The following is a 26,075-nucleotide window of genomic DNA, read 5'->3' on the forward strand; positions in this document are numbered from 1 at the left end:
GACGTTTTTTTGTCTACTAAAAATTATACTTATCAATATTATCTTTCGTAAATACAACTCGTTCTGGTAATGCGATAATTCCGTTCCCTTCTGCCTCATAATCATATCCTTGAATGGAGTTTGGCTCTACTTTCACTTTTCCAATTCCTTTTACTTCGAAGCTATCCCCTACTTTTAACTTCTTCCCTTTTACAACAATTTCATTTGCTACATACGTTGCGAGAGCACCTTGTTGTTTTACATCCCATAAACCAAATTGTTGTACTGTTCCTCGTTTTACATAATCACGCATAACGTTCGGTGTAGAAAATCCAGTTACCACTACTTTTTTATCCATTTTTAAGTTTTCAGCTGCCTGCGCCATTGCTGGGAGTGCTGTTGCATCTGGACAAATAACTGCGTTAATATCTGGATACGTTTTTAATATGTTCTCCCCTACGGATAAAGATTTTTGTGCATTATTTTCACCGTACTGCGTCGTTACAATTTCCCAGTTCGGATATTTCTTTTTAATAATTTCTTTCGCTTTCGTTACCCATTGGTTTTGATCCGTTACTGTCGGGCTAGAATAAAAGAATGCTACTTTTCCTTTATCTCCAATTTGCTTAGAAGTCATTTCTATTAATAAGTTAGCAAGTTGGTCTGGTGTTCCTTGGCTTATATAAAAAGAACGATCTTTCGGATTCACATCAGAATCCCATGTTAAGACGGTCATTCCTTTTTTCTTAGCACGTTGTAGTGATTGCGATAAACCATCAACTGATGTAGAGGAAACCATAAGTGCATCATAGTTTTGGTTAATAAAATTATTTATATACTTTACTTGCCCTGATACACTCGCTTCAGACGGCCCATCATATTTCACTTGTACGCCTAGCTTCTCTCCCATCTCCTTTGCTCCTTCACCTCCCGATGTAAAGAAACCAACTCCTGTTAATTTCGGAATAAATGCAAATTTCACATCATCAGCCTTTTTCTTATCTGCCGTTTGGCTAGAACACGCAATTAAACCGATTAAACAAATACATACAATCAATACAATCCCTAGTTTTCTCTTCATGACATTTCCCCCTTATGCAAACTCTGTCTTTTCCCCGCTAAAAATTGATGTAATTTGAAATGTCTCATAATAACTGAAAGAATAAGGATAATACCTATTACTACATTGGATTGTTCATTTGTTAAACCCGCCATTTGCAAGCCATACTGCATGAGCCCAATGAAAATACTCGCCAGTACAGTACCGATAATGCTTCCTTTTCCGCCTGTAATAAGTGTACCGCCTAAGACGACTGCTGTAATGATTGGTAATATTGTTTCGCTTCCTATATCAGCACGTGCAGAACCGAAATATGCAGTTAAGAAAGCTCCTCCTAATCCACCTCCTAACCCAGAAAGTATGTAAGCAATGATTACTACTTTCTTCGTCTTAATCCCGGTGTATTTTGCTGCATTTTCATTCGCGCCTGTTAATTTTACGTGGCGCCCATATATCGTTCGGTGAAACAAAATCGTGCATACAATTGTTAATAAAATAAGTAGCCATAATAAATTGGGTATTCCTATAAAACTACCATTTGCTAGTTGTACATAAGTATCAGGTAAACCGCTTATCCCTTCATATCCAGAAGCACCTGCCCCTCCTGAAATGACGAGTGCAATTCCTCCGTATAAAAACATCGTTCCGAGTGTAACGACTAGTGGTTCTACATCTGTCAATTTTATAATGAGCCCATTTAAAGCTCCTGCTAAGCAACTGACTATAAGTGCCATTATTACTGCTAGTAAAATATGAATTCCATTCATCCAAAACACACCAATTAAAATCGAGGTTAGCCCCATAATTGATCCTACAGATACGTCAATTCCTCCTGTTACAATAACGAAAGTCATTGGAATTGCCGCGATTGCTATGAATAGAAAATCATTTGTACTAAAAAGGAGATTACTAATATTTAAGAAATCACTATTTATTAAACTAAAAAGGATGAATTCTACAAGAAGTAATACAATTAGAACCCCTTCCCATCTATATACATACTTCATAGATTCATCCTCCTTTCTGCCTTCCACTTTTTCATAACACTATCTAATATAATAATAAGTAATAGTAAAAAACCTGAAATAGCATTATTCCAAAATGCTGGTATTTTTAAAAAGACGAGTGAGCTACTTATTGTTTCTAAAAATAACGCTCCTAATGCAGCTCCAAATAAAGATCCTGTTCCTCCTTTTAAATGAATTCCTCCTAGTACAGCGGCTGCGATTACTTGTAATTCTAATCCTGTACCTGTTTGATTTGGGACGAACCCGATATTCATAACAAATATGCAACCAGCGAGCGCAGCGCTTATGCCTGAAATCATAAACGCATATATCTTCACTTGATTAACAGGTATACCAATAAGCCTCGCGCCATCTTCATTATCACCTACCGCATAAAAGTATCTTCCCAATGGCACTTTTCTTAAAAAGAAGTATAGTAGTAGTAAAATAATAAGAACGAACCATACAGTTATAGGTAAACCAAGAATGATGATAGATGACAGCTGCTTAAAATCGTTTGGAATATCTTCAATCCACTTCCCGCCTGTGAAGATTAACATTGCACCCCTAACAATTCCTAGCATCCCTAATGTCATAATAATGGCTGGTATCCGAAACTTTGCAACTCCAATACCATTTACGAAACCGATAATGGCCCCAAGTATAATAGCTACAAATATCGACAAGAATGCACTATACCCATTCGTTAACATCATTCCGCAAACTGCTGCACTTAATCCCATGCTTGAACCAACTGATACGTCTATATTTTTCGTAAATAAAACGAACGATTGGCCAATTGCTAGAACGACTAAAATAACGCTTGATTTCATCAGTAAAGATAACGAGTTAAATTGAATAAAACTAGGATTTATTATACCGACAATGGCTATATAAATTAGTAGTAACAGTATGATAGACGTTTCGTGCCTTTTATACATACGTTTCATTCCGTTACACCTCCGTATGCAAGGCGTGTAACTTCATTCACACTCAGTTGTTCTTTTTCCATATGAGAAACAAATCGCCCATTTCTCATTACATATACACGGTTTACTAATTGGACAATCTCTTCAACATCCGAAGAGATTAATAAAATTGCGAGTCCTTCCCTTTTCATTTTTTTTATCGTCTCATACACTTCAAGCCTTGCTTTCGCATCAATTCCGCGAGTCGGCTCATCAAGAATAATAATTTTAGGATTACATGCAAGATACTTCGCAAGCACGACCTTCTGCTGATTACCTCCTGATAAAGATGCCAGTTCTTTATTCATATTCTGTACAACAATTCGGAATTGTTCTATAAACGAATTAACTAAAGCGCTTTCTTTTTCTTGATTTATAAAAAAGCGATTATTTTGATATAAACTTGCCGCTGCAATATTTTCTTTAACAGAAGCAATTGAGAAAATTCCATTCCTCGCCCTATCCTCTGGCACATAAACTAGTCCTTCATCTAGCCTTTTATGCAAAGAACACGTATCAATTGATTTTCCACCCAATAAGATAGACCCTGATTTTATAGTTTTCAATCCAAATATCGCTTCTGCTAATTCCGTTCTGCCAGATCCTATAATGCCAGCAACACCTACAACCTCACCCGCATGTACAGTGAATGATATATTTTCGAATGCGTGACCATTTATATCAACCACTTCTAATATTTTTTTCGTCTTTACTGTCTCTTGAACTACTTCTATTTTCTCTTTCTGTTTATATCCTTTTGGCAATAGTCCCTCCATCAGCATGTCATATGTATAGTCACATACATCACCTTGGCTTACAACCATTCCATCACGTAGTATTGCTACTTTGTTGGCAATTTCAAAGATTTCTGGAAAACGATGCGTAATATAAATCATCCCAATTCCTTTTTCTTGTAAACTTTTCATCAACACAAAAAGACTCTTAATTTCGTGTGTTGTTAATGTCGATGTTGGCTCATCTAGAATAAGAATCTCAGCTTCTCTTATTAATCCTCTAATGATTTCTACTAACTGTTGCTGCGCAATAGATAACGATTCTCCCTGTTCATTAAGATCAATATCCCAACTTAAACTGTCAATTAATTGCTGAACTTTTACTTTAAGCTTCTTTCTATTCCCCTTTAATCCAATACATATATTTTCTTCAATGGTCATATGCGGAAAAATGAGCGGTTCTTGTGGTATTAAATAAATCCCTTCTTGGTGTGCTTCTTTTGGATTTGCAAACTGCTGTCTCTTTCCTTTCACATACATTTCTCCACTATCATACGAATATAACCCCGTTAATATTTTCATTAATGTCGATTTCCCGGCGCCATTTCCACCAACTAAAGCGTATATATCACCATGCTCTACTTGTAAGTTCACTTCCTTTAGCACAAGTTGATTCGAAAACGCCTTACTCATTTTCTTCACTTGTAATAAGGGCACATTCTCCACATGATGTCACCTGCCTTTACCCAGAACATTTTTTGAGAAAATGATTATTTGTTCTACTTGTTTTGTAGCATTGTATATTCCTTTTTTCATATCTAGAACACTTTTTTCAATGTACTATTAATCGTTTCAACTGGAATAAACAAAATATGTGACACATATGTTTAAGCATTGGTCAATTGTTGAAAGGGATGAAGAGTATGTCACAGCTGAACTTTGAAGAAAATTTATTAACTAAAGTAGCCTGGTACTATTATAAAGATCAATTAACACAACAAGAGATTGCTTCACTTCTTCATATTTCAAGAAATAAAGTCGTCCGGTTATTAGATAAGGCACGCAGTGAAGGTATCGTTACATTTCACGTAAAAGGAACCGGTTTGCATTGCTTGAGCATTGAACGTGACTTAATGAAAAAGTTCCACTTAAAAGATGCTTTCATTATCCCTACTCCAATAAACAATTATGCTACTTCTCTCGGAAAAGCCGCTGCACAATATTTAGAGACTCATCTCCAGCAAGGCGATTTACTCGGCATCGGCTGGGGTGAAACGATAAGTAAAATGCTAGAAAACATTCATTTTGAAAGTTCTATTAATCTTTCATTCGTAACGCTAACAGGCGGAGTAAACCACTATCTCCCAAGAAAACAAAACTATTTACACTACATGCAAGGCGAACTTCATATTATTCCTACTCCTTTTCTAGCATCTTCTACTGAAATGGCACGAAGTATTTTATCAGAACCAAGTGTGAAAGATATGCTTCATGTCGCTTCACTTGCACATACAGCAGTTGTCGGTATTGGCGGGTTATCTCAAGACGCTACAATTGTAAAAGAAGAAAAATTAACGCTACGTGAAATGACATATATTCGAAGTCAAAACGGGGCGGGCGATATTTTAGGACAGTTTTATAATACGAATGGTGAGTTATTAGAGCTCTCGCATCATAATCGTCTAATTGGCACACCACTTACGATTCTTCGCAACATGAAGCATGTCATTGGTGTGGCTGGAGGTACTCAAAAGATAGATGCCATTTATGGGGCTTTAAAAGGGAATTTTATTCATACATTAATTACTGATGAAGAAACTGCGCTCTCCTTATTAAGAAAGGAAGGTGATTCTTAATGTCTACTTTATTAGCTTTCGATGCTGGTACAGGAAGCATTCGAGCTGTTCTTTTTGATTTACATGGCAATCAAATTGCAGTAAGCCAAAAGGAATGGGTTCATAAAACTGATCCTCGTTATCCAGGCTCTATGAACTTTGATGTAATAGAAAATTGGAAGCTAGTACAAGAATGTACGAAAGAGGTTCTTCAAAAAAGCAATACCCCTGCCTCTTCTATTCTTGCTATTAGCGCTACAAGTATGCGAGAAGGTTTTGTTTTATATGATAAACATGGGCAAGAAATATGGGCATGTGCAAATGTTGATGGCCGTGCATCCGCTGAAGTTAGTGAGCTAAAAGAAATCCGCTCACATCTTGAAAAAGATTTATACAGAAAATCTGGGCAAACTTTTTCATTGGGTGCTTTACCACGTCTACTTTGGATTAAAAAACATGAACCAGACGTCTATAGCAATATTCACTCCTTTACGATGTTAAATGATTGGATTTTGTATAAATTAAGCGGCGTACTGCAAATCGACCCTTCCAACGGTTGTACGTCCGGAATCTTTGATTTACAAAATAGGAATTGGGATAACGATGTCGCTAAAGAGTGTGGTATAAATTTGCCATTTTCACCAAAAGTAAATGAAGCTGGCACTGTGATTGGTAATGTTTCAAAAGAGTGTGCAGCACTAACTGGTTTACTTGAAGGGATTCCTGTCGTCGCTGGCGGCGGTGATGCTCAAATGGCAGCACTCGGGACTGGAGTCGTAAAACCAAATCAAACTTTAATATGTGGCGGCAGCTTTTGGCAACAGGAAGTGAATATTACAGAGTCAACAACGGATCCAAATGCTGCAATTCGAGTAAATTGTCACGTCGTTCCGAACCTTTGGCAATATGAAACGATTGCCTTTTTCCCTGGCCTCGTTATGCGTTGGTTTCGAGACGCTTTTTGCCAAGAGGAAAAGAAACTTGCTGACAAACTCGGTGTAGATGCTTATGAATTATTAGAAGAACAAGCGAAAGACGTACCTGTCGGTTCATATGGTATTATCCCTACTTTTTCAAACGTTATGAACTACATTTCTTGGCGTCATGCCGCACCTTCTTTTTTAAATTTAAGTTTAGACGCTGACAAATGCGGAAAAAAAGAACTGTTTCGTGCTATTGAAGAAAATGCAGCCTTCATTACACTTGGAAACTTAAAATTAATAAAAAATCTAACTGGCACATTCCCTTCTGAAGTTATTTTTGCTGGCGGTGCCGCTAAAGGAAAACTATGGCCACAAATTCTATCAGACGTACTCGGTATTCCTGTAAAAGTACCTGTTGTGAAAGAAGCAGCTGCTTTAGGAACTGCGATTGCTGCTGGAGTTGGTGCTGGCATATATTCATCTATGGAAGAAACTGCCGAAGAGTTTGTACAGTGGGAGCAAACATTCGAACCAGTTACTGAAAATCACGAACTATATAAAGAGTTCTATGAAACATGGAAAACTGTATATGACAGTCAGCTCGCTTTAGCTGATAAAGGGCTCACCTCACATATGTGGATTGCGCCTGGTGCACTGTAACACATTACATAAAGGAGTGAACTGTATGTTAAAAGCGAATGAAAATGACTTCTCCTATCGCTTCGGTGATAACGGGCCGAAATATTTAATACAAGGTCCAAATATTGATCTTGGCCTTGTTGTCATTCAACCGGGCCAGGAGTTTCAAAACCATTATCATACGACGTGCGAAGAGGTCTTTTATGCATTAGAAGGTGAAATAGATTTCTATGTGAATAATGAAAGAGTTCCAATTAAACAAGGTGATGTCCTGCAAGTTCGTCCTCATGAATCTCACTATCTTATTAACCATTCTGACAAACCTTTTAAAGCTGTTTTTATTAAGTCACCACATTTACCAAATAAAGATACTGTACAAACGGAAAATCCAACATTAACGAAGGAGTGATTTGGAATGACTTGGGGATTTAAAAATCGATTAAATACAATTTTACCTGATGGCAGAGCGGTAATGTTAGCAATAGATCACGGTTATTTCTTAGGACCAATTCACGGACTAGAACAACCACTTGAAACAGTTAAAAACTTACTTCCTTACACGGATTCTCTCTTTTTAACGCGTGGTGTACTTAGCTCCTGTATTCCTGAAAACTGCAGCACACCGATGGTTATGCGTGTATCTGGCGGTGCTACTGTCGTCGGTAAAGATTTAGCGAATGAAACAATTGTTACACCTGTAAAAGAAGCAGTGAAGCAAAACGCAATTGGCGTTGGCGTTTCTGTTTTTGTCGGATCAGACTATGAAACACAAACTGTTACAAATCTCGCAAATGTAGTCTCTGAAGCTCACGATTACGGCCTACCTGTACTCGGCATTACCGCAGTCGCAAAAGAATTACAAAAACGTGAAGCTCGCTTTCTAGCACTTGCTTCCCGCGTATGTGTTGAAATGGGTGCTGATATTATTAAAACGTATTACTGCGAAGGGTTCGAAAAAATAACGAGCACATGCCCTGCCCCAGTAGTCATCGCGGGCGGCCCCAAACTAGATTCAATTGAAGACGCATTAAACATTACGTACAATGCGTTGCAAGAAGGCGCAATCGGCGTAGACATGGGCCGAAACATATGGCAATCCGAGCACCCAGCTGCGATGATTCAAGCAATACATGGCATTGTAAAAAATGGATTGAATGTGAAAGAGGCACTTGAACTTTATGATGATGTGAAGAATTAATGTGAAAAGACAGACTATTTATTAGTCTGTCTTTTTTACTTTACAGTGAAACTTTCTTAATCCGTCTTCTAATATGATACATACTTAAATTCTATACACCTTCAAATGATTACTCTTGATGATTACTATTAAGCTTTGAAACTTTCTTACCTTCTCTATAATCAAGACAAGACACTTCAATTAATAAGCCATTAAATACTGTAAAATAAAAACCATAACTACTACCTCGCATCAAATAAGGTTCCTTGTCTATTTCAATGCCGCCGGCTACTAAACGATTATACGCTTGATCCACTTCACTTGATGTATCCACTAAAAAACCAATATGAAAAGCTTCCGGATACGTAACTTCCTTATTCCCTTTAAATGCTTTTGGATCACTTAGTACAAGTATAAAACCACTCTCATCACTCATGACTACAAGTGCTTTCCCTTTTTGCTCCAAAAATTGAAAATCAAAAAATGTTTCAAAGAAATGTCTCGCTTCCGATAAATCATCAACACATAAATTTAAATGATTCAGCTTCATGTACTCATCTCCTTTTAAACTGAGGGTATATGGATTCATTTTTTTCATAACACTTAAATATGTAAGGGAAAATATTCAAGCGTTCCGTCTAAGACTATGCTTTATAAGTCTAATATTTTTTTCTATAGCCTAGAACGTTTTTTAAATGAATGAAAGATTTCCTATCATTCCCATCCCCCCAGTAATAAAAAAGAGGATACATGTTTGCTTCTACAACATGTATCCTCTGCTTGTATATTACAACTGTTGATAAGCCGATTTCGATGATTTCACATAATAAACCGCATGATCCACATTAATAATATGATCTGGTTTTGGTTTACCACGGCCCGCTCTATGTCCAGCTAAGTGTTCTTCACTTGTTTCCCAGTTTTTCCATGCTTCTTCCGATTCCCAGCGAATCATTACGACAACTTCTTCGTCGCCGCGTCTTACTTTTTTCACGAGAACACTTAAATCGATGAAGCCTTCAAATTTTTCAATAATACCTTCTCCAGTGAAACGTTCTACAACTATATTTGATGTACCTTCTTTTACTGTAAATGTTTTCGTTTCGATAAACATTTATTCCACTCCCTCTTTGTTATACGAATACTAGTATTCTTCTATTATAATTGATTATGATAATTATTTTCAATTGTAAAGTTTTAATTTTTTGAATTATGCTGATTTCTTTTCTATCGCCTCATCTAAAAATTTGAAATATGGAAGTAACATCCCTATTAAAGATGTAACACATATAACTGCACCGATAATTACATATAGCGCTCTTACTCCCCACATTTCACTCAATATTCCCCCTACTAACACACCTAATGGCATAGCGGATCGTATGAAAAATAAACGCACTGAAAATACTTGTCCTATCATATTATTTGGGACGATTTGTTGGCATATTGTTGTGTTATGAACATTGAAAAATGCAATACAAATCCCTGCTATTACTTCAATTAGTATTGCAATGATAATACTATGATTGAACCCTAGCGAAATGTATGTGAGTCCCCCTATAAACAATCCCCCAAGCATAAGTATACGCCGGCTTTTATATGTTACTTTTCCGACTAATACTGAGCCAATTACGTAGCCAAGTGGAAAACCTGCCATAAAATAGCCGTACTCTGCATATCCCGCTAACAGCTCGTCTTTTATATAAGGAAGATTTGTGACCATCGTTACCCCTACTCCAAACTGCACGAAAGTAAGAAATATACCGAGCCAAACGATGATTGGTTTTGTAAAAAAATATGTAAAACCTTGAAGAAATTGTTCTAGCCACGTTTTTCGTATATCTGTTGTAGTTCTCTTTTCTTTTATATAAAGTAAGAAAGCACCACTAACAAATAGACAAATACATACGAAAGATAATGTAAGTTCTGTTCCAATGAAATGAATGACTACTCCGCCTAATACTGGCGCAAGAAACATCATGAGACGAGTCATTCCATCAATATACGCATTTGCGTCTTGAAGTTGTCCTTGACTTACAATGCTCGGTGTAATTGCTTGACTTGCAGGTGTATAAAGAGGTGTAATAAGTCCCACTACAATTTGCACAACATAAATGTGCCAAACTTCTATACTACCTGTAACTAGCATCACCAAAGGTAATAAGAATACGGACGCCCGTATCCATTGTGAAAAAATCATAATCCACTTCCGGCTCCATTTATCAATAAATGGGCCACTTATTAATTGCAGTATGAGTGATGGGATGAAATATAATAGCCACATACTACTTAAAGCCATTTCCGATCCTGTTAACTCATATACTAGAATTGAATTACATAACGTTCCGAAAGCCCCTCCTAATTCAGAGATTGCACTACCAATCCACATAAAAAAGAACGAACGATTTTTCAATATATTTTTCAATTTCACACACCAACTTTTCTTTTATATTCCTCCCTTTATGTACATTCTCGTTGTTAATTATCTATTCAAAAACATATCTAATTCTTTCGCTAAAGACTGTACTGCTTTCTTTCTTAATACATATTTTCCGTCATGCATATCAACTAACTTCGCTGCACGTAACAATTTCAAATGATGGTGTACAGTCGATTTACCAAGCTGTAATCTTTCCGTTATTTCCTGTAATGTACGTTCTTTTTCAAATAACATTTTTACAATTCGCAATCTCGCCTCATCCCCAAGAGCCTTATGTTTTTGAACTAAAAAATAATTCGGTTCATACGGATCTTCAGGATGAATGCTTTCATTCGCAACTGGATAATGAAATACTTTCGTATCATCAATATCCGCTTCAATATTCCACGGTCTGTACGTCATTTGCGGAATAAGAAGTACGTGATGAACACTTGGCTCTGGCATATAGTTCACTCCGCCAGTCGCCCACTCGACAAACTCTTCCGGCTTCATCTTTTTATTCATTTCATTTTTCGCTTCATAATCTCGTTTTAATATAGAAAGTATTTGTTCTTCCTCTCTTTTAATAACACTCTCATACCAACCTGTCATAACAGCGATTAAATGCGATTTCAGCACTTGTACATCTACATTACATATAAAGCTAATATAAGTAGAAAAAAACTGATGATTATCTGTTAGTTCCTTTAGTTCGTGTATTGCACATACAACTCCCGTTGCAGCTAAACGTCTTTTCTCTTCATACTTCTCTCCTAAAAACGGTAAACATATAAATTTCAAATCTTCTTCTGAAAATGAATCAATTTTAAAATTAAACTGCGATAAATCTTGAAAATCCTCTTCATACAATAACTGGAGTAATGCTTTCCACGTATTATGTTCTTCTACAAACTGTAAGTGTTCTCTCATTTCTTCTGTTAATGCTTTCTTAATTTCTTCCCATTCACTTTGAGTTTTTTCAAGAGTATCAATTAACCTTTTATGAGTAATCGCTGCAATGCCAAGTGCACATTCGAAAAGTATCGAATATTTCACCTGAACGTTGTATGTTTCCCTTTTTCTGCTCGTTATGTGATAGACCTCCATTTTTATCCCCTCCTTGTTTGCTATATAACACATTCTATTTTTATCGAATTTTACCTTCTATATTTTCAGAACCGTTTTGCAACTTTAAAAAAACTTTAATCAATGAGCAAACAGAAAAAGGTTTATACTCTTTTCATTCTGACTCAATGAAAGCCTTGATTATTAAATATCATATTAAAAATGAGATTTTTTAATGGCTCAATTATACGTTGTATTTCACTCTCTTGTTCAACTATAGAGAAGGTTTATTGAAGAGAAAAGCGAACGCTTCAAGTACATGATGCCTTACAATCTTCATTAACCGCCCTTCAAGAAGCAGAACTAGATCAACTAAGTCCTTCTCTACCAGTTTGGCAACAATATATGAATATCCTTTTGCATGATGCTTATCATACAGGACAAATTATACAGCTTCGGAAACTTCAAGGTTCATGGCCAACTCACCGTTCTTATTTATAAAGTGAAATTTTAATCAGCTCTTACCAATCGGGATTTTGCGGGCAGCCCATCCCCACTTCACTTCTTTGCTTTCCCTGAATTTTGAGGTAAAAGTCTTACTGCCCGTTAATCCGGGATAAACGATGTTTAAAATCGCATACGTTTAATATCCAACAAAACAATTGAAAACAACTAATTGTTCGATAATTACTGCGATTGCTCAAAATAAAGCAAATTAAAATACATTGATTCCTAACATAACTTACATGCTTCATAACTTCTAATCATAATCCAAATTTGGAAGAATAGATGCTTTTTTATATACAAATAATAAGCCTCAAGGAGTTGTTGACATGCATTTCATATTGAATATGTTAGGGATTTTCGTTGTCATATTAATCGTTTTCTTATGTTCGCCTAATAAAAAACATATAAAATGGAGACCAATTGTAATTCTCATCCTATTGGAGCTTTTTATTACGTGGTTTATGTTAGGCACAAAGCTCGGCAGTATTATCATTAATAAAATTGCGTCATTTTTCAGTTGGCTACTAGCATGTGCGAATGAAGGTATTCGATTTGCATTTCCTTCAGCTATGGAAAGTCAGCACATTGATTTCTTCTTTAGTGCGTTACTTCCTATCATTTTTGTTATTACTTTTTTCGATATTCTTTCTTATTTCGGAATCTTAACTTGGATTATTGATAAAGTAGGTGCAGTTATTTCAAAGATTTCTCGTTTACCAAAGTTAGAAAGTTTCTTTTCGATTCAAATGATGTTTTTAGGAAACACCGAAGCACTTGCGGTTGTTCGTGATCAATTATCTGTTTTAAAAGAAAATCGATTATTAACTTTTGGAATTATGAGTATGAGTAGCGTTAGCGGATCCATTCTTGGTGCTTATTTATCAATGGTTCCAGCAACATATATTTTCAGCGCAATCCCATTAAACTGTATTAACGCATTAATTTTAGCCAATGTATTAAATCCTGTGGAAGTTTCGAAAGAAGAAGACGTTGTTTACACACCTTCAAAACATGAAAAAAAGGATTTCTTTTCTACTATTTCAAACAGTATGTTAGTCGGGATGAATATGGTTATCGTTATTTTAGCTATGGTAATTGGTTATGTAGCTTTAACAGCATGTTTAAATGGGATTTTAGGATTTTTTGTAACGGGGTTAACAATTCAAAAAATCTTCTCCATTATCTTTAGTCCTTTTGCATTTTTACTCGGTTTATCAGGCAGTGATGCTATGTATGTAGCTGAATTAATGGGGATCAAAATAACGACGAATGAATTTGTTGCAATGATGGATTTAAAATCAAACTTAAAGTCGCTACAACCGCATACGGTTGCGGTTGCAACAACATTTCTAGCTTCTTTTGCAAACTTCAGTACAGTAGGTATGATTTACGGAACTTACAATTCATTATTTGGCGGAGAAAAATCATCAGTCATCGGTAAAAATGTTTGGAAGCTTCTTGTTAGCGGGATGGCTGTTTCTTTATTAAGTGCTATGCTCGTTGGGCTATTTGTATGGTAAATAATTTTTATAATAAAAGACACTCAAGCCAATTGAGTGTCTTTTATTATTATTTTCGAATTTGTCCATTTCCACGAATTACATATTTTGTGGAAGTTAATGCCGGAAGCCCCATTGGTCCTCTTACGTGTAACTTTTGTGTACTGATACCAATTTCCGCTCCGAATCCAAATTCGGATCCGTCCGTAAAACGAGTCGATGCATTATGATAAAGTGCCGCGGCATCTACAGAAGTAAAAAACTTGCTGACGTTTTCCTCGTTTTCAGTAATAATTGCTTCAGAATGCATAGATCCATACGTATTTATATGATGAATCGCTTCTTCAACAGTGGAAACCACTTTCACTGCTAGTGTGAGAGATAAAAACTCAGTTTCCCAGTCTTCTTCTGTCGCAAGTAAGATAGAAGGATCAATCGCCACTGCTTTATTATCACCACGTAGCTCCACTCCTCTTTCCTTCAAGGAAGAAAACAACTCGCTACCATATTGCTCTGCCCAATTCTCATGAAGTACAATCGTCTCAATTGCATTACATACAGATGGACGCTGTGTTTTTGCGTTTATAATAATATTAAACGCCATTTGTTTATCTGCTGTTTCATCAATGAATATATGACAATTTCCCGCACCTGTTTCAAGTACTGGAACAGACGCTTCTCTCACTACTGTATCAATTAATTGTTTACCGCCTCTTGGTATAAGAACATCCAAGTACTCGTTCAATGTAAACAACTGTTTTGCACTATCTCTCGTTGTATCTTCTATGAGCTGTACACTTTCTGAAGGCAAGCTAGTTTGCTTAAGCGCCCGGTGAATAACGCTAACGATGGCTTTGTTAGAATGGATAGCAGAAGAACTACCACGTAGTATTACTGCGTTTCCTGTTTTTAAACAAATTGTAGCAGCATCAACAGTTACATTCGGTCTTGCCTCATAAATCATTCCGACAACACCAAGTGGTACGCGCATCTCCTGAATAGATAGTCCATTTGGTCGTTCCCATGCACTTACACATTCTCCAATAGGATCACGGAATTCAATTAACTGCTTAATACCCTCTGTCATATCAACAATTCGCTGTTCATTCAGCAAAAGGCGATCAAGGAGTGAATGAGAAAATCCTTTCTCCTTACCTTCTTCAATATCCCGTTTGTTTTCTTCTAAAATATAAGCTGTTTCTACTATCAGCTGATTAGCAATTGCAGCAAGTGCTTCATTTTTTTGATCTGTAGTTTTAAGCACAAGTTCTCTAGCAACCTCTTTTGCTTTTATCCCCTTTGCCGACACTTCATTCATTTTTATTTCCTCCTTTTTAAAGTGAAACCCAATGATTCCTATGGATGACTTCATAACTATGTCTCTCGCCTCTTACTTGAATATCTTGGCTTTGCATACCTTTTACATCTCTTAGTTCCTCTGCACTATATGTGCATTGTCCTTTTCCTATTACGCGCCCTTGTTGCGTTACAACCTCTACAACTTCGCCCACTTGGAAAAATCCTGATATATTCGTAACACCAGCTGGAAGTAAACTCTTCCCATGCTGAATGATGGCAGTAGCTGCCCCAGCATCTACTTCGATTTGTCCGCTAACAAGCGAATGCAAGGCAATCCATTGCTTGTTCATCTTCATTTCTTTTTGAGGAGCATTACCGACATACGTTCCATCACCCTTACCCTTCAAAACATCTACAAACTTTTCCTGTCCACGTCCTGTTCCGATAAATACACTCACACCAAGAGAGAGTGCTGTCTTTGCAGCATCGATTTTTGATTTCATACCGCCAGTCCCAAGTTTTGAGCCGGCATCTCCTGCAAGAGAAGAAATTTCTTCTGTAACTTCAGGAAGAAAATAATATTTTTTTGCATCCGCATTTTTCTGAGGATTTTTATCATATAAACCGTTCACATCCGTAAAGATCATGAGCGTATCTGCCGAAACAAGTCCACTTACTAAAGCTGACAGCATATCATTATCACCGAACGTCAGCTCCTCTAAAGAGATGGAATCATTTTCATTAATAATTGGAAGAGCGGAACGGTTTAGTAATTCTCCTAACGTAGCGTAAGCATTACTATATTGTTCTTTTCTAGAAAAATCACTTCTCGTCAGCAAAAGTTGCGCAGTAACGATGCGATATTTACGGAATTCCTCCGTGTACGCCTGCATTAACAAACTTTGTCCGACAGCTGCTGCAGCCTGTTTCCCTTTAATCGTTACAGGTCTGCTAGGATATCCTAGCGCTGAAAAACCTGCAGCGACGGCTCCAGATGTAATTAACACAACCTCGTGCCCATCTTCTTTCAACCGAGCCAATGCGGCAACGTGATCTGAAAGCTGTTCTGTAGAGATGCCTCCGTGACTATCTGCCAAGGAACTACTCCCAATCTTTACAACAATTCGTTGTTTTTTCACCTTTTTATCCCCCAAGTCTAAAATCAAAGTTTTTATAGTTTACACTTCATTCACTTTGCAACTATATCCATTCTCATCAATGCTGCATTGAAGTATTTAAGAGCAAAATAAAAATGACCGCTTCGCCCTTAATAAAATAAAAAGGACGAAACGGTCATTGTTCCGCGGTACCACCTTAATTGATATACATAGATATCCACTTGGTGCCTATAACGCAGGCGAACGCCTAAACTTTCATTTAAGACTCAGGGATAGGTTCGATACATTCTATACGAGGAATCTTTCAGCCGGTGAATTCCACTCTCTTTCGCAAGAAGACATATGTACTAATTCCCTTCAACGATTTTCAATCTAATTTTTTTATATTATGCGATATAGTTCGATTCGGTGTCAAGAGGTATTTTAAAAAATAAATAGAGCCACAAGTGACTTGTATGAAATTATTGCCCTACTGAATGAAAATACAAATTGATATAAGTTTAACTCATATACATAAATATAAAACCTTAAGTTATAGTGTATATATTTACAGAATGTTGAATGTAATTGATTTTTATCTTTTAGTGTTGCAAAAAGGAATATATTCTCTTAGAATGTTTCTTTATATTGCATGGTGATGTTATTGTTATTCTAAAATAACAATTTCAAAATGATATAATTTATTATAAAAGGAGCAAGATTGAGTAATTATGGACAAACAAATTGGATTCATCGGATGCGGAAATATGGGGATGGCTATGATTGGCGGAATGCTAAACAAAAAGATAGTGTCTTCAAATCATATTATTTGTTCAGATTTAAACACTGCTAATTTAAAAAATGCTAGTGAAAAATATGGGCTAACTACAACTACCGACAACAATAAAGTAGCTAAAAATGCTGATATTTTAATTTTATCAATTAAACCAGACCTATACGCATCAATAATTAATGAAATAAAAGAAGTAATCAAAAACGATGCTATCATCGTTACGATCGCTGCTGGAAAAAGTATTGAAAGTACTGAAAATGCCTTTAATAAAAAAGTAAAGGTTGTAAGAGTAATGCCTAATACTCCTGCTCTTGTTGGAGAAGGAATGTCTGCATTATGCCCTAATGAAATGGTGACAGAAAAAGATTTAGAAGATGTACTAAACATTTTCAATAGTTTTGGTCAAACAGAGATCGTAAGTGAAAAATTAATGGATGTTGTCACATCCGTAAGTGGTTCTTCACCAGCTTATGTATATATGATTATAGAAGCGATGGCAGATGCTGCTGTACTAGATGGTATGCCAAGAAATCAAGCATATAAATTCGCTGCTCAAGCTGTGTTAGGCTCTGCAAAAATGGTATTAGAAACAGGAATACATCCAGGTGAATTGAAAGATATGGTTTGTTCTCCTGGCGGAACGACAATAGAAGCTGTAGCAACATTAGAGGAAAAAGGATTACGAACAGCGATTATTTCAGCTATGCAGCGTTGTACGCAAAAGTCTGTTGAACTATCTGGTCAAACTAAAAAATAAAACTATAAAAGAGATTACGTTAGCTATGAATTCACATAATTTTAATTAAAAATTCACTACATGATAAACGGCCAAACTCATATAAAATTGAGCTTGGCCGTTCTACTTTTTAATTATATTAAAATAATTTTATTTGACTCTTCTTTAAAGGTTCTGTTTTATCCCTTACCTATTCCCTACTATGATTGTGTAATTTTATTAGAAACTAATAATTTTTCAATGCATTTCGGTAACATATCTAATAGTGTTTCAAATGCGTAGTTTACATCTAGACGTTCTGTCCATTGATGTGCATCTTTTCCTACCGGTCCCATATTTAATACTGGAACATCAAACTCTTCTAATTCCTGAAGCGGAATTGAATAGCCTTTATCCCATAATGGCATATTGTCTACAAGCGAACTCATTGAATCCAGTGGATACTGCAAGCCTACATAGCTTAAATCTGAAATCCCCCCAAAATAATTTTGGTTTTCAAATGTAATTTTATGATTGTAATGTGCATACTTTTCCATTTCTACAACTACCTCTTTTATTAAAGGATTGTTGCGTGAACTCACAGCTGGATAGTACGGCGGAGCGAAGAAAAGTACAATCATCGGTGCCTTTTCTTTACATAAAATCGCTAATTTATCTACTAAATCAATCGTTACCGCACGATCATCTTTATCTCCTCTATTTTTTATAATATTAGATTGAATATGATCTATTTTTTCTCGTCCATGTTGCTCAATTGCATATGTGATAAGCTCTTCATAAGTTAATACATTTACTTTGAGATTAGGTGGTATAAATGGATTATATTTAGAAAAACGATATGCATGTTTTTCATACGACTCTTCTATTTTCTCTGCTACTTTTGTTACTTTTTGACGTAACAATGAAACTACATCTGTCATTGATTTTTCTAATAAAAACAAATTAAATAATGTGACTGCACGATGCGGAATTTGTACAGAATAATCCTCTTTTAAGTCCCTTTGAAGTAAGTTAGTTGGCGGCGGACTCGCTTCCCCTTCTACAATATCACAAAGGTCTGTGTTTAACTCTAAGTCTGCCGTTATTAATGAAGCCATATAAATCCCATTTAAACCTGCAAAAGGTTCACCTACATGTGTCTCTTTTCCGTAGCACAGAAAACCAGGTAACACTTTACCAATAGAGCCAGTGTAAATATACTTATTTTGGTCACCAGGATGTCTTGAAAACATAGGCTCTGAGTTTAAGACCGTTTTATAATCTAAGTTATGCTCTCTTGCTAAATCTAACAGTCTCGGAACAGCGGCCCTCATCCCTACCGAATTCACTTCCTCATCTGGTACAGCCAATAAAAGAACATTCCCATCGAATCTTCCTTCACATGCTTGTTCAATCATTGCCATTTGTAATGCGAGGCCACATTTCATGTCCATTGTTCCTCTACCAAACAGCCAATCTCCATGTTCTATATCTTCACGTACATGGTCTGGAAGTTCATCTTTATGAGAATAAAACATAGATGTTAACTTTTTAGGATTAAATGCATCTTCTTTCCACACTCCGTAATCTTGTACATCTACAACATCAAAGTGACTTACTAGAATTACAGTATTTTTTGTACTATCGCTTTTCTTTACTAGTGCTGTAACAAAAAATCGTCCGTCCCCTGTCGGATTTTTTTGTAAATGATGCGGGTTTTCTTTGAAGTACTGTAAATCAGATAACTGTTCCACAACAAAGTCTGGCAATATTACTTCAGCCTCTGTACCTGTAATACTAGGAATTTCAACAAGACCGCTTAATAATTGAATCAATTGTTCTTTTGATTGCCACTTTGACATATAAATCCCCCTATTTTTCCACATTATGAAAACGAATTCCAGTATATGAATAAAAAATGACGACAGCTATCAAAATTATAGTTCTGATGTACTGCCGATTTTTATTGATATTTCATGAGCTGCTTGTTTTACCTTGCTAATAAGAAAAGATAGTCGATCATCATTAATACGATGACTAATTAACCCAACACTTAATGCTCCTACTACTTTATGATTAAATCCGATAATAGGTGCAGCTACTGAAGCTGTCCCTTCTGTTTTTTCACCATAACTGACAGCATATCCTTCATTTTTTATTTGCTTTATTTGATTAAGAAGAATTTGCTTTTGTTCTGGTAATGAAGAAAGTAAATGCTCTACAATATGTTCCATTTCATTCGTTTTCATATTGGCAAGCATCGTTTTATTTGCGGCACCAATTGAAAGTGGAATTTGTTCCCCTAGATTATCAATAACTCGAATTTTTAAAGGACTATCAATTCTTTCAATGATAATAGAATGTGTTCCGTTTGGAATATTCAAATAGACACTTTCTTCCACTTCAGCAGCCAAACGTTTCATCACTTCTCTTGCAACAGATCTATAGTCTACCTTCTCCAATTGACGCAACCCTATTTCCATCCACATTGGTCCAATTTTGTACTGTTTTGTCTCTGAAATTTGTGTAACTAACCCATGCTCCATTAGAGAGTTAAGTAATCTATGTACTGTACTAACCGGGAGATGTGTTCCATCAGCTATATCAGAAATAGCCCAGTACTCTTTTTCATTTGTAGAATTCAATAATTTAATAATACTTATCGCTCGATCAATGGACTGTACCATAACTCGCCTCAACTTTACTCGTAGTATGTTAGTACGTTTAATTAACTATCAATTTAGCAAACATTCGAAATGAAATCAATATATTTATTCAATTTTCTAACAATAAAAATATATCACTAACAACGAATTGAAAACGCAAACAAAAAAATATTGACTTTTCTTTTTAATTATCTGAAAATTATAACAAGATTTCACATCACGGAATACATTCCATAATACGGAAAAACATCAAACTTTATTCTATCAACTAAGAAAGTGAGGAAAACAATGGCGCAAGTAAACAATACAAACAATGAATTAAAACGTACGATGAAAAGTAGACACTTATTCATGATTGCACTCGGTGGTGTGATTGGAACAGGGTTATTTAACGGATCTGGCTTTATTATAAGTCAAGCTGGACCTGGTGGATCCGTACTTGCCTTTATGGCCGGTGGATTATTAATGTATTTCGTTATGCTATGTCTTGGTGAACTCGCTGTAGCCATGCCTGTTTCGGGTTCTTTCCAGGAATATGCCACTAAGTTCATCAATCCTGCAACTGGCTTTACAATTGGATGGTTGTATTGGTTAAGCTGGGCGAATACAACCGGTCTTGAATTTACAACTGCCGGTATTACAATGCAGCGCTGGTTTCCTGATATTCCTGTTTGGGTTTGGTGTTTAATATTTGGCGTTACAATCTTCACTATTAACGCATTATCTGCTCGTAGTTATGCAGAAACAGAATTTTGGTTTTCAAGTATAAAAGTATCTGCCATTATAGCTTTTATTATCCTTGGTGGCGCCGCTATGTTCGGTTTTATTGATTTAAAAGGCGACGAACCAGCTCCGCTTCTTTCAAATTTCGTAAATCATGGTGGTTTATTCCCAAATGGACTTGCAGCTATTCTATTAACAATGGTTACAGTCAATTATTCCTTCCAAGGTACAGAACTTGTCGGAATCGCAGCAGGTGAAAGTGAAGATCCAGCAAAAACTTTACCTCGTTCTATTAGAAATATTATATGGCGCACAATGTTTTTCTTCGTCTTAGCAATCTTTGTTCTTGTTGCTTTAATTCCTTGGGAAGAAGCTGGATTAACAAAGAGCCCATTCGTTGCTGTTTTTGATAATATCGGTATTCCATATGCAGCTGATATTATGAACTTTGTTATTCTTACTGCTGTTCTTTCTGTTGCAAACTCAGGACTATACGCTGCTACTCGAATGCTTTGGTCTTTATCAAAAAACGAAATGGCTCCAGCATTTTTAAAGAAATTATCATCACGTGGGATTCCTCTCAACGCTTTAATCATGACGATAGCTATTTCTGCTTTTTCTCTTTTGACAAGCGTAGTAGCTGCTGAAACGGTTTACTTATGGCTCATTTCAATTTCCGGAGTCATTACCATTATTGTTTGGATGTCAATTTGTGTTTCTCAATTCTTTTTCCGCAAACATTATTTAGCAGACGGTGGAAAATTAGAAGACTTAAAATTTAAAACGCCACTTTATCCAATCGTACCAATTCTTGGGTTTGGATTGTATGGCATTATATTAATCAGTCTTATTTTTATCCCAGAACAACGACTTGGAATCTATTGCACTGTACCATTTATCATCTTTTGCTATACCTACTATCACTTTAAAGTTAAGAAAAGAATATCTACTAACACTCATAGTGAAAGTAAAATTAGCGAGACTTCGTAATATTTGACGATACATAAAAGACCACACGTGGCGTTTCACTTCATGTGTGGTCTTTTATCGTTCCTTCTCTCATTTCCCCCTACTATTGAAAGAATTATTTATAACACTTTAAGTTCTGGATTGCTCAGGTGAACTTTGGGTTGAAAAATGAGCATTTCTATACCTTTCCCAAAATTTCAAGTTCTGCTAATGATGTTGTAGAAAGTGTTAATGTAGTAAATACTATAATACTAACAATTACTATTTTTACTATTCATAAGTTGATGATTCTGCTTACTATTACTGTTTTGTTTTGATATATTTAATATATATTTAAAGACAGACAGGAGTTAGATACGATGATAAAAGGTTTTGGAGGAATATTTTGGAGAACTAAGAATCTTGATGTTATAAAAAAATGGTACAGTGAAGTGTTGAAACTTGATATAGAAGATTGGAATGGAACTGTGATTAAACCCCAGTTAGGAAATGAGACCATCTTTTCTTTCTTTACAGAGAATGACAATTATTTTCCAAAAGAACAACAAGTGATGTTAAATTTCGAAGTACATAATCTAAACGAGACTATAAAGCATCTTGAGAATATTGGTGTACCTCTTGAGAAGAAAGAAGAAATCAGTGAATTTGGAAAGTTTATTTGGATTAAGGATCCTGAAGGTCGATTGATCGAACTTTGGGAGAAATAGTGGATTATACTTATTTACTATTAAGTTAACAGCTGCGTTAATACATCAAGGTAAATAAAAAAGTCGATTCCTTTAACTCCACAGGAAATCGATTTTTTTGTGGAGTTAAACTTCTTAGCTTTGTAAATCCTCATTTTTCAAATTCTACCCTATGGCCACCAACTTAAAAACATAAAAAAACGCTATTCTTACGAAAAGAATAGCGTTTTTCATTATTTAAATATGATTTCATCTGAATTTAATAGATATATCCCCTCTCCTACAAAAGTAGTAGAGTGTTCATTTAAACACTTACTACCTCAGTGGGATTTATCACATTCCAATTTCAATATAATAGTAAATAGGTATATCGGATATAGATGTACATTACTAGGCTTATACATATTTCAACTTTAGAATTACATTCACTATTTAATTGGTAGTTACCAATAAAGAAAGGAATGATCATAATAATACAGAACATATACGAAACTCATTTACATGTAAGAAATTTAGAAAAAGCAATAAATTTCTATCAAAACAAGCTAGGATTAACGTTAGCAAGAAAACTCTCCAAAAGAAGAGTGGCTTTCTTTTGGGTCGGAGAAAATAAACAACAAATGCTTGGACTATGGGAAGTAAATAATATCGAAGACTTTGAGCCGAGACATTTTGCTTTTGGTGTAAATTTAGAGTCTTTAATGACTTCTAAAGCGTGGTTAGAGGAACGTGGAATAGAAGTGATAGGAAGTCAAGGAAAAGGAAATCAAGAGCCAATTGTCCAAAGGTGGATGCCCGCTGCAAGTGTATACTTTCTAGATTGTGATGGAAATAAATTAGAATTCATTTCTATGTTACATGAGAATCCAGATGAATTAGAATATGCATCCTATTTAAGTGTATGGAATACGGAACACCAAGAAAAATGAATGATATTTCCGTTCAAGTCTTTTCTTATTTTTAGATATAATGTTGTACTATCCCCATGCCCATCAACTTAAGAATTTAGAATTCCCCCCCAAAAACGAAATTTCGCCACAAGTTGTCACAAAATTTCGTTTTTGAGGTAGTTTTATTTTCTTAGCTTGATTTCGATGAGCGGTACCCCATAAAGGCCCCTGATACATAATTGATGTTCTGCTATTTGTAGAAAACAATCCACTTATACCATTTTAACAAGAAGAAATATCTCGTCCATGTTGTAATATTGGCTTACGTTAAGCTTGTGAAAAAATCATATTCATGTATAATACAATTGATGTATGATACAATAGTTGTAGGAGGGTAACCTTTTTGAAAAGAGAAGATGCTTTAAAACTAAGAAAAGATATCAAGAAAATGATTATAATAACTGGGGTTTTTGAATCTCAAAATTTGCCCAATGGACCATTTGAAAAACCTTTACCAACTTCTCAAATGATGGCGTTAGAAGAACTAGAGGTGGAAAAATTAACTGTTTGGCAACTATCCAATAAACTTAGATTAGAGACTTCAACTGTAAGTAGATTGGTAGATAAGTTAGTAAAAAAGGGGCTTATTTATCGTGAAGTAAATGAAAAAAATAGAAGAGAACTTTTTCTGCACCTCACAGAAAAAGGTCACATAACTGTTAATTGCTTAAGAGAGCAATCCATTACATTTTATCAAAGTATTCTCAATAATTTATCAGAATCAGAACAAAAAATAGTTGTGGATGGTTTTGAATTATTTATTGATTCTATTTCTAAGCCTTTTGATTAGAGTGAGGTAAGTCATAACATTTGGAGGATAAAATGAGTTTGCATTTTGAACGTCCTATTATTGAATTAAAAGAGAAATTTGATGAATTAAAGAAAATTATGAAAGAAAATAATGTAGATTTATCGTCAGAAATTCATGAATTAGAAAAACGTTTAAATAAAATGCAAGATAAAATTTATTCTAATATTACACCTTTTCAACGAGTTCAAATTGCAAGGCTACGTAACCGACCCACGACATTGGACTATATACCTTTATTGTTTACAAACTTTCTCGAACTTCATGGTGATCGATTATATGGTGATGATAAAGCAATGATAGGTGGTATTGCAAAATTTAAAGGAATGCCCGTTACGGTTATTGGTCATCAAAGAGGTAGAAATACAAAGGAAAGTATAGAAAGAAATTTTGGAATGGCACATCCAGAAGGTTATAGAAAAGCGCTAAGACTTATGAAACAAGCTGATAAATTTAATCGCCCTATTATTACATTTATTGATACAATAGGCGCCTATCCAGGGATAGGGTCTGAAGAACGTGGAATTTCTGAAGCGATAGCTCGAAATCTATTTGAAATGACTACACTTAAAGTGCCAATTGTTTGTATTGTAATTGGAGAGGCATCAAGTGGTGGAGCTCTTGGCATTAGTGTCGGTAACCATATCCATATGTTAGAGTATTCATGGTACTCGGTAATTTCGCCAGAAGGAGCAGCATCTATCCTATGGAAGGACGCTAAGTATGCTCCAGAAGCTGCTGAACATATGAAAATTTCAGCAAAAGATTTAAAACATTTAGGAATTATTGATGAAATCATTCCTGAAATTAAAGGTGGAGCACAAAATGATATACAATCACAAGCAAAAATGATTGAATCTGTAATCGAATCATCTCTAAAAAAATTGATACTATTATCCTCGGAAGAGCTTATACAACAGCGATATGAAAAGTATAGACAAATAGAGAATTATAAATGAAAGTATTTAAAGTCCGTATTACATTTCGGAGGATTATCGAAAAAAATTCTAAATATTTTGTAAGTAACCTCTTAAACTGGGATATGCTGATACTATCACTCTACAAAAGATGTGTGATCGGTATGGAAAAGGATAATTTGTTCAAATGGATCAACGTGGTGTGTACTATATATCGCGACTCAAATTAAACAATAGGATATATGTCAAAAATGAATTTCCTGAATACTTTCGAAACGGAACAATAAAAAAACAATATCAGTACATCAAAGTTGATTTAGAGCACATCATGGATACCTTAAAACCAGGACAGTCCTATGAAATAAAAGAAGCTTATATTGGAAAGGATAAAAAACTATTCACTCGGGTGATTATGTATCGATTAACAGAAAAACAACTTCGTGAGCGTATGAAAAAACAAGTGTACACAGAAAGTACACTTTGTTTTCATTTTTAAGTTGATGGGCATGTGTACTAGCCCCCCTTTTGCTATTAATTTTCGTCGGATTTATGAACAGTTATCATAATGGAAAATTCATGACAACCCCATTTGTCAACATAATTTATTTACTGTAAACTTATATTTGTACTTACGTACAAG

General features: G+C 35.4%; 23 protein-coding genes, 2 pseudogenes and 1 other annotated feature. Of the genes and pseudogenes, 13 read left to right on the forward strand and 12 right to left on the reverse strand.

Annotated features, from left to right (window positions below; translation table 11 throughout):
* Positions 1 to 16: 16 nt before the first annotated feature.
* Genes lsrB through MHI26_RS15050 form a run of 4 tightly spaced genes read right to left on the reverse strand, consistent with a single transcriptional unit; the run spans position 17 to position 4,474 of the window.
* Positions 17 to 1,060: an autoinducer 2 ABC transporter substrate-binding protein LsrB gene (gene lsrB / locus MHI26_RS15035; protein WP_061666768.1), complete on the reverse strand. Its 1,044-nt coding sequence runs from the start codon at positions 1,058 to 1,060 to the stop codon at positions 17 to 19.
* Complete coding sequence (locus MHI26_RS15040) at positions 1,057 to 2,046, reverse strand: ABC transporter permease (RefSeq protein ID WP_061666767.1); 990 nt, start codon at positions 2,044 to 2,046, stop codon at positions 1,057 to 1,059. The genes lsrB and MHI26_RS15040 overlap by 4 nt, the downstream gene beginning before the upstream one ends.
* Entirely contained in the window at positions 2,043 to 2,996 is a 954-nt protein-coding gene (locus MHI26_RS15045) for an ABC transporter permease subunit (protein WP_000827685.1), read from the reverse strand. The genes MHI26_RS15040 and MHI26_RS15045 overlap by 4 nt, the downstream gene beginning before the upstream one ends.
* A complete protein-coding gene (locus MHI26_RS15050; RefSeq protein WP_000432629.1) occupies positions 2,993 to 4,474 on the reverse strand; it encodes a sugar ABC transporter ATP-binding protein in 1,482 nt (493 codons plus the stop codon). The genes MHI26_RS15045 and MHI26_RS15050 overlap by 4 nt, the downstream gene beginning before the upstream one ends.
* Positions 4,475 to 4,653: 179 nt before the next feature.
* On the opposite strand from MHI26_RS15050, the gene MHI26_RS15055 reads away from it, so the two are divergent.
* From MHI26_RS15055 to lsrF, 4 genes are read left to right on the forward strand one after another with little or no spacing between them, the layout of a single operon-like run.
* On the forward strand, positions 4,654 to 5,604 hold the full coding sequence (locus MHI26_RS15055; RefSeq protein WP_134995477.1) for a sugar-binding transcriptional regulator: 951 nt from the start codon (positions 4,654 to 4,656) through the stop codon (positions 5,602 to 5,604).
* On the forward strand, positions 5,604 to 7,166 hold the full coding sequence (gene lsrK / locus MHI26_RS15060; RefSeq protein WP_061666765.1) for an autoinducer-2 kinase: 1,563 nt from the start codon (positions 5,604 to 5,606) through the stop codon (positions 7,164 to 7,166). The genes MHI26_RS15055 and lsrK overlap by 1 nt, the downstream gene beginning before the upstream one ends.
* Positions 7,167 to 7,191: 25 nt before the next feature.
* Complete coding sequence (locus MHI26_RS15065) at positions 7,192 to 7,554, forward strand: cupin domain-containing protein (RefSeq protein ID WP_000909986.1); 363 nt, start codon at positions 7,192 to 7,194, stop codon at positions 7,552 to 7,554.
* A gap of 6 nt (positions 7,555 to 7,560) precedes the next feature.
* Positions 7,561 to 8,343 (forward strand): 3-hydroxy-5-phosphonooxypentane-2,4-dione thiolase, encoded by a 783-nt coding sequence (lsrF, locus tag MHI26_RS15070; RefSeq protein WP_000219782.1) that lies wholly within the window; start codon positions 7,561 to 7,563, stop codon positions 8,341 to 8,343.
* Positions 8,344 to 8,452: 109 nt separating this feature from the next.
* Here the strand turns inward: lsrF and MHI26_RS15075 are convergent, their stop codons facing one another.
* From MHI26_RS15075 to MHI26_RS15090, 4 genes are all read right to left on the reverse strand, one after another.
* On the reverse strand, positions 8,453 to 8,872 hold the full coding sequence (locus tag MHI26_RS15075; protein ID WP_000773086.1) for a VOC family protein: 420 nt from the start codon (positions 8,870 to 8,872) through the stop codon (positions 8,453 to 8,455).
* A 237-nt stretch (positions 8,873 to 9,109) separates the two neighbouring features.
* Positions 9,110 to 9,436: a heme-degrading monooxygenase HmoA gene (hmoA, locus tag MHI26_RS15080; RefSeq protein ID WP_000469497.1), complete on the reverse strand. Its 327-nt coding sequence runs from the start codon at positions 9,434 to 9,436 to the stop codon at positions 9,110 to 9,112.
* A gap of 96 nt (positions 9,437 to 9,532) precedes the next feature.
* Positions 9,533 to 10,753: an MFS transporter gene (locus MHI26_RS15085; RefSeq protein WP_080450943.1), complete on the reverse strand. Its 1,221-nt coding sequence runs from the start codon at positions 10,751 to 10,753 to the stop codon at positions 9,533 to 9,535.
* 51 nt (positions 10,754 to 10,804) lie between these two features.
* Positions 10,805 to 11,848, reverse strand: coding sequence for an ArsR/SmtB family transcription factor (locus tag MHI26_RS15090; RefSeq protein ID WP_061666764.1), 1,044 nt, complete (start codon positions 11,846 to 11,848; stop codon positions 10,805 to 10,807).
* Positions 11,849 to 12,106: 258 nt separating this feature from the next.
* On the opposite strand from MHI26_RS15090, the pseudogene MHI26_RS15095 reads away from it, so the two are divergent.
* Both MHI26_RS15095 and MHI26_RS15100 read left to right on the forward strand, forming a co-directional pair.
* Positions 12,107 to 12,307, forward strand: a pseudogene (locus MHI26_RS15095) (DinB family protein); the annotation flags it as partial.
* Positions 12,308 to 12,639: 332 nt separating this feature from the next.
* The gene (locus MHI26_RS15100) at positions 12,640 to 13,833 is read left to right on the forward strand and encodes a NupC/NupG family nucleoside CNT transporter (RefSeq protein ID WP_000545484.1); all 1,194 of its coding nucleotides are present in this window, start codon (positions 12,640 to 12,642) and stop codon (positions 13,831 to 13,833) included.
* 49 nt (positions 13,834 to 13,882) lie between these two features.
* On the opposite strand, the gene MHI26_RS15105 is transcribed toward MHI26_RS15100, so the two are convergent.
* Together MHI26_RS15105 and proB are read right to left on the reverse strand one after the other, a co-directional pair.
* Positions 13,883 to 15,130, reverse strand: a complete 1,248-nt coding sequence (locus MHI26_RS15105) for a glutamate-5-semialdehyde dehydrogenase (RefSeq protein ID WP_001006802.1) — start codon at positions 15,128 to 15,130, stop codon at positions 13,883 to 13,885.
* A 16-nt stretch (positions 15,131 to 15,146) separates the two neighbouring features.
* On the reverse strand, positions 15,147 to 16,250 hold the full coding sequence (gene proB, locus MHI26_RS15110) for a glutamate 5-kinase (protein WP_000744737.1): 1,104 nt from the start codon (positions 16,248 to 16,250) through the stop codon (positions 15,147 to 15,149).
* A gap of 138 nt (positions 16,251 to 16,388) precedes the next feature.
* Positions 16,389 to 16,599: a binding site (T-box leader), on the reverse strand.
* A 340-nt stretch (positions 16,600 to 16,939) separates the two neighbouring features.
* Here proB and proC point away from each other — a divergent pair.
* Positions 16,940 to 17,758, forward strand: a complete 819-nt coding sequence (gene proC / locus MHI26_RS15115; protein WP_061666763.1) for a pyrroline-5-carboxylate reductase — start codon at positions 16,940 to 16,942, stop codon at positions 17,756 to 17,758.
* A 179-nt stretch (positions 17,759 to 17,937) separates the two neighbouring features.
* Here the strand turns inward: proC and MHI26_RS15120 are convergent, their stop codons facing one another.
* Together MHI26_RS15120 and MHI26_RS15125 are read right to left on the reverse strand one after the other, a co-directional pair.
* A complete protein-coding gene (locus MHI26_RS15120) occupies positions 17,938 to 19,602 on the reverse strand; it encodes a M20/M25/M40 family metallo-hydrolase (protein ID WP_141526914.1) in 1,665 nt (554 codons plus the stop codon).
* A 51-nt stretch (positions 19,603 to 19,653) separates the two neighbouring features.
* On the reverse strand, positions 19,654 to 20,403 hold the full coding sequence (locus MHI26_RS15125; protein WP_000250750.1) for an IclR family transcriptional regulator: 750 nt from the start codon (positions 20,401 to 20,403) through the stop codon (positions 19,654 to 19,656).
* Positions 20,404 to 20,670: 267 nt separating this feature from the next.
* On the opposite strand from MHI26_RS15125, the gene MHI26_RS15130 reads away from it, so the two are divergent.
* The 6 genes and pseudogenes from MHI26_RS15130 to MHI26_RS15155 all read left to right on the forward strand — a co-directional run.
* Positions 20,671 to 22,095: an amino acid permease gene (locus MHI26_RS15130; protein WP_000079965.1), complete on the forward strand. Its 1,425-nt coding sequence runs from the start codon at positions 20,671 to 20,673 to the stop codon at positions 22,093 to 22,095.
* A 338-nt stretch (positions 22,096 to 22,433) separates the two neighbouring features.
* Entirely contained in the window at positions 22,434 to 22,781 is a 348-nt protein-coding gene (locus MHI26_RS15135) for a VOC family protein (protein ID WP_016081144.1), read from the forward strand.
* A gap of 449 nt (positions 22,782 to 23,230) precedes the next feature.
* Positions 23,231 to 23,689, forward strand: a complete 459-nt coding sequence (locus tag MHI26_RS15140; protein WP_029442645.1) for a VOC family protein — start codon at positions 23,231 to 23,233, stop codon at positions 23,687 to 23,689.
* A 364-nt stretch (positions 23,690 to 24,053) separates the two neighbouring features.
* Positions 24,054 to 24,500 (forward strand): MarR family winged helix-turn-helix transcriptional regulator, encoded by a 447-nt coding sequence (locus tag MHI26_RS15145; RefSeq protein WP_000817653.1) that lies wholly within the window; start codon positions 24,054 to 24,056, stop codon positions 24,498 to 24,500.
* A 32-nt stretch (positions 24,501 to 24,532) separates the two neighbouring features.
* Positions 24,533 to 25,477 carry an acetyl-CoA carboxylase carboxyltransferase subunit alpha gene (locus tag MHI26_RS15150; protein ID WP_000052088.1) on the forward strand — a complete coding sequence of 315 codons (945 nt, stop codon included), beginning with the start codon at positions 24,533 to 24,535 and terminating at the stop codon, positions 25,475 to 25,477.
* Positions 25,478 to 25,619: 142 nt separating this feature from the next.
* Positions 25,620 to 25,910: pseudogene (locus tag MHI26_RS15155) on the forward strand (IS4 family transposase); the annotation flags it as partial.
* Between the last annotated feature and the right edge of the window lie 165 nt (positions 25,911 to 26,075).

Source organism: Bacillus sp. FSL K6-1218, from assembly GCF_038006445.1.
GTDB lineage: Bacteria > Bacillota > Bacilli > Bacillales > Bacillaceae_G > Bacillus_A > Bacillus_A thuringiensis_S.

Bases quoted from the DNA above. Each gene is read 5' to 3' on its own strand.
- lsrB (WP_061666768.1), bottom strand. From the start codon at position 1,060: ATGAAGAGAAAACTAGGGATTGTATTGATTGTATGTATTTGTTTAATC.
- MHI26_RS15040 (WP_061666767.1), bottom strand. From the start codon at position 2,046: ATGAAGTATGTATATAGATGGGAAGGGGTTCTAATTGTATTACTTCTT.
- MHI26_RS15045 (WP_000827685.1), bottom strand. From the start codon at position 2,996: ATGAAACGTATGTATAAAAGGCACGAAACGTCTATCATACTGTTACTA.
- lsrK (WP_061666765.1), top strand. From the start codon at position 5,604: ATGTCTACTTTATTAGCTTTCGATGCTGGTACAGGAAGCATTCGAGCT.
- MHI26_RS15065 (WP_000909986.1), top strand. From the start codon at position 7,192: ATGTTAAAAGCGAATGAAAATGACTTCTCCTATCGCTTCGGTGATAAC.
- lsrF (WP_000219782.1), top strand. From the start codon at position 7,561: ATGACTTGGGGATTTAAAAATCGATTAAATACAATTTTACCTGATGGC.
- MHI26_RS15075 (WP_000773086.1), bottom strand. From the start codon at position 8,872: ATGAAGCTGAATCATTTAAATTTATGTGTTGATGATTTATCGGAAGCG.
- hmoA (WP_000469497.1), bottom strand. From the start codon at position 9,436: ATGTTTATCGAAACGAAAACATTTACAGTAAAAGAAGGTACATCAAAT.
- MHI26_RS15090 (WP_061666764.1), bottom strand. From the start codon at position 11,848: ATGGAGGTCTATCACATAACGAGCAGAAAAAGGGAAACATACAACGTT.
- MHI26_RS15100 (WP_000545484.1), top strand. From the start codon at position 12,640: ATGCATTTCATATTGAATATGTTAGGGATTTTCGTTGTCATATTAATC.
- MHI26_RS15105 (WP_001006802.1), bottom strand. From the start codon at position 15,130: ATGAATGAAGTGTCGGCAAAGGGGATAAAAGCAAAAGAGGTTGCTAGA.
- proC (WP_061666763.1), top strand. From the start codon at position 16,940: ATGGACAAACAAATTGGATTCATCGGATGCGGAAATATGGGGATGGCT.
- MHI26_RS15120 (WP_141526914.1), bottom strand. From the start codon at position 19,602: ATGTGGAAAAATAGGGGGATTTATATGTCAAAGTGGCAATCAAAAGAA.
- MHI26_RS15125 (WP_000250750.1), bottom strand. From the start codon at position 20,403: ATGGTACAGTCCATTGATCGAGCGATAAGTATTATTAAATTATTGAAT.
- MHI26_RS15130 (WP_000079965.1), top strand. From the start codon at position 20,671: ATGGCGCAAGTAAACAATACAAACAATGAATTAAAACGTACGATGAAA.
- MHI26_RS15135 (WP_016081144.1), top strand. From the start codon at position 22,434: ATGATAAAAGGTTTTGGAGGAATATTTTGGAGAACTAAGAATCTTGAT.
- MHI26_RS15150 (WP_000052088.1), top strand. From the start codon at position 24,533: ATGAGTTTGCATTTTGAACGTCCTATTATTGAATTAAAAGAGAAATTT.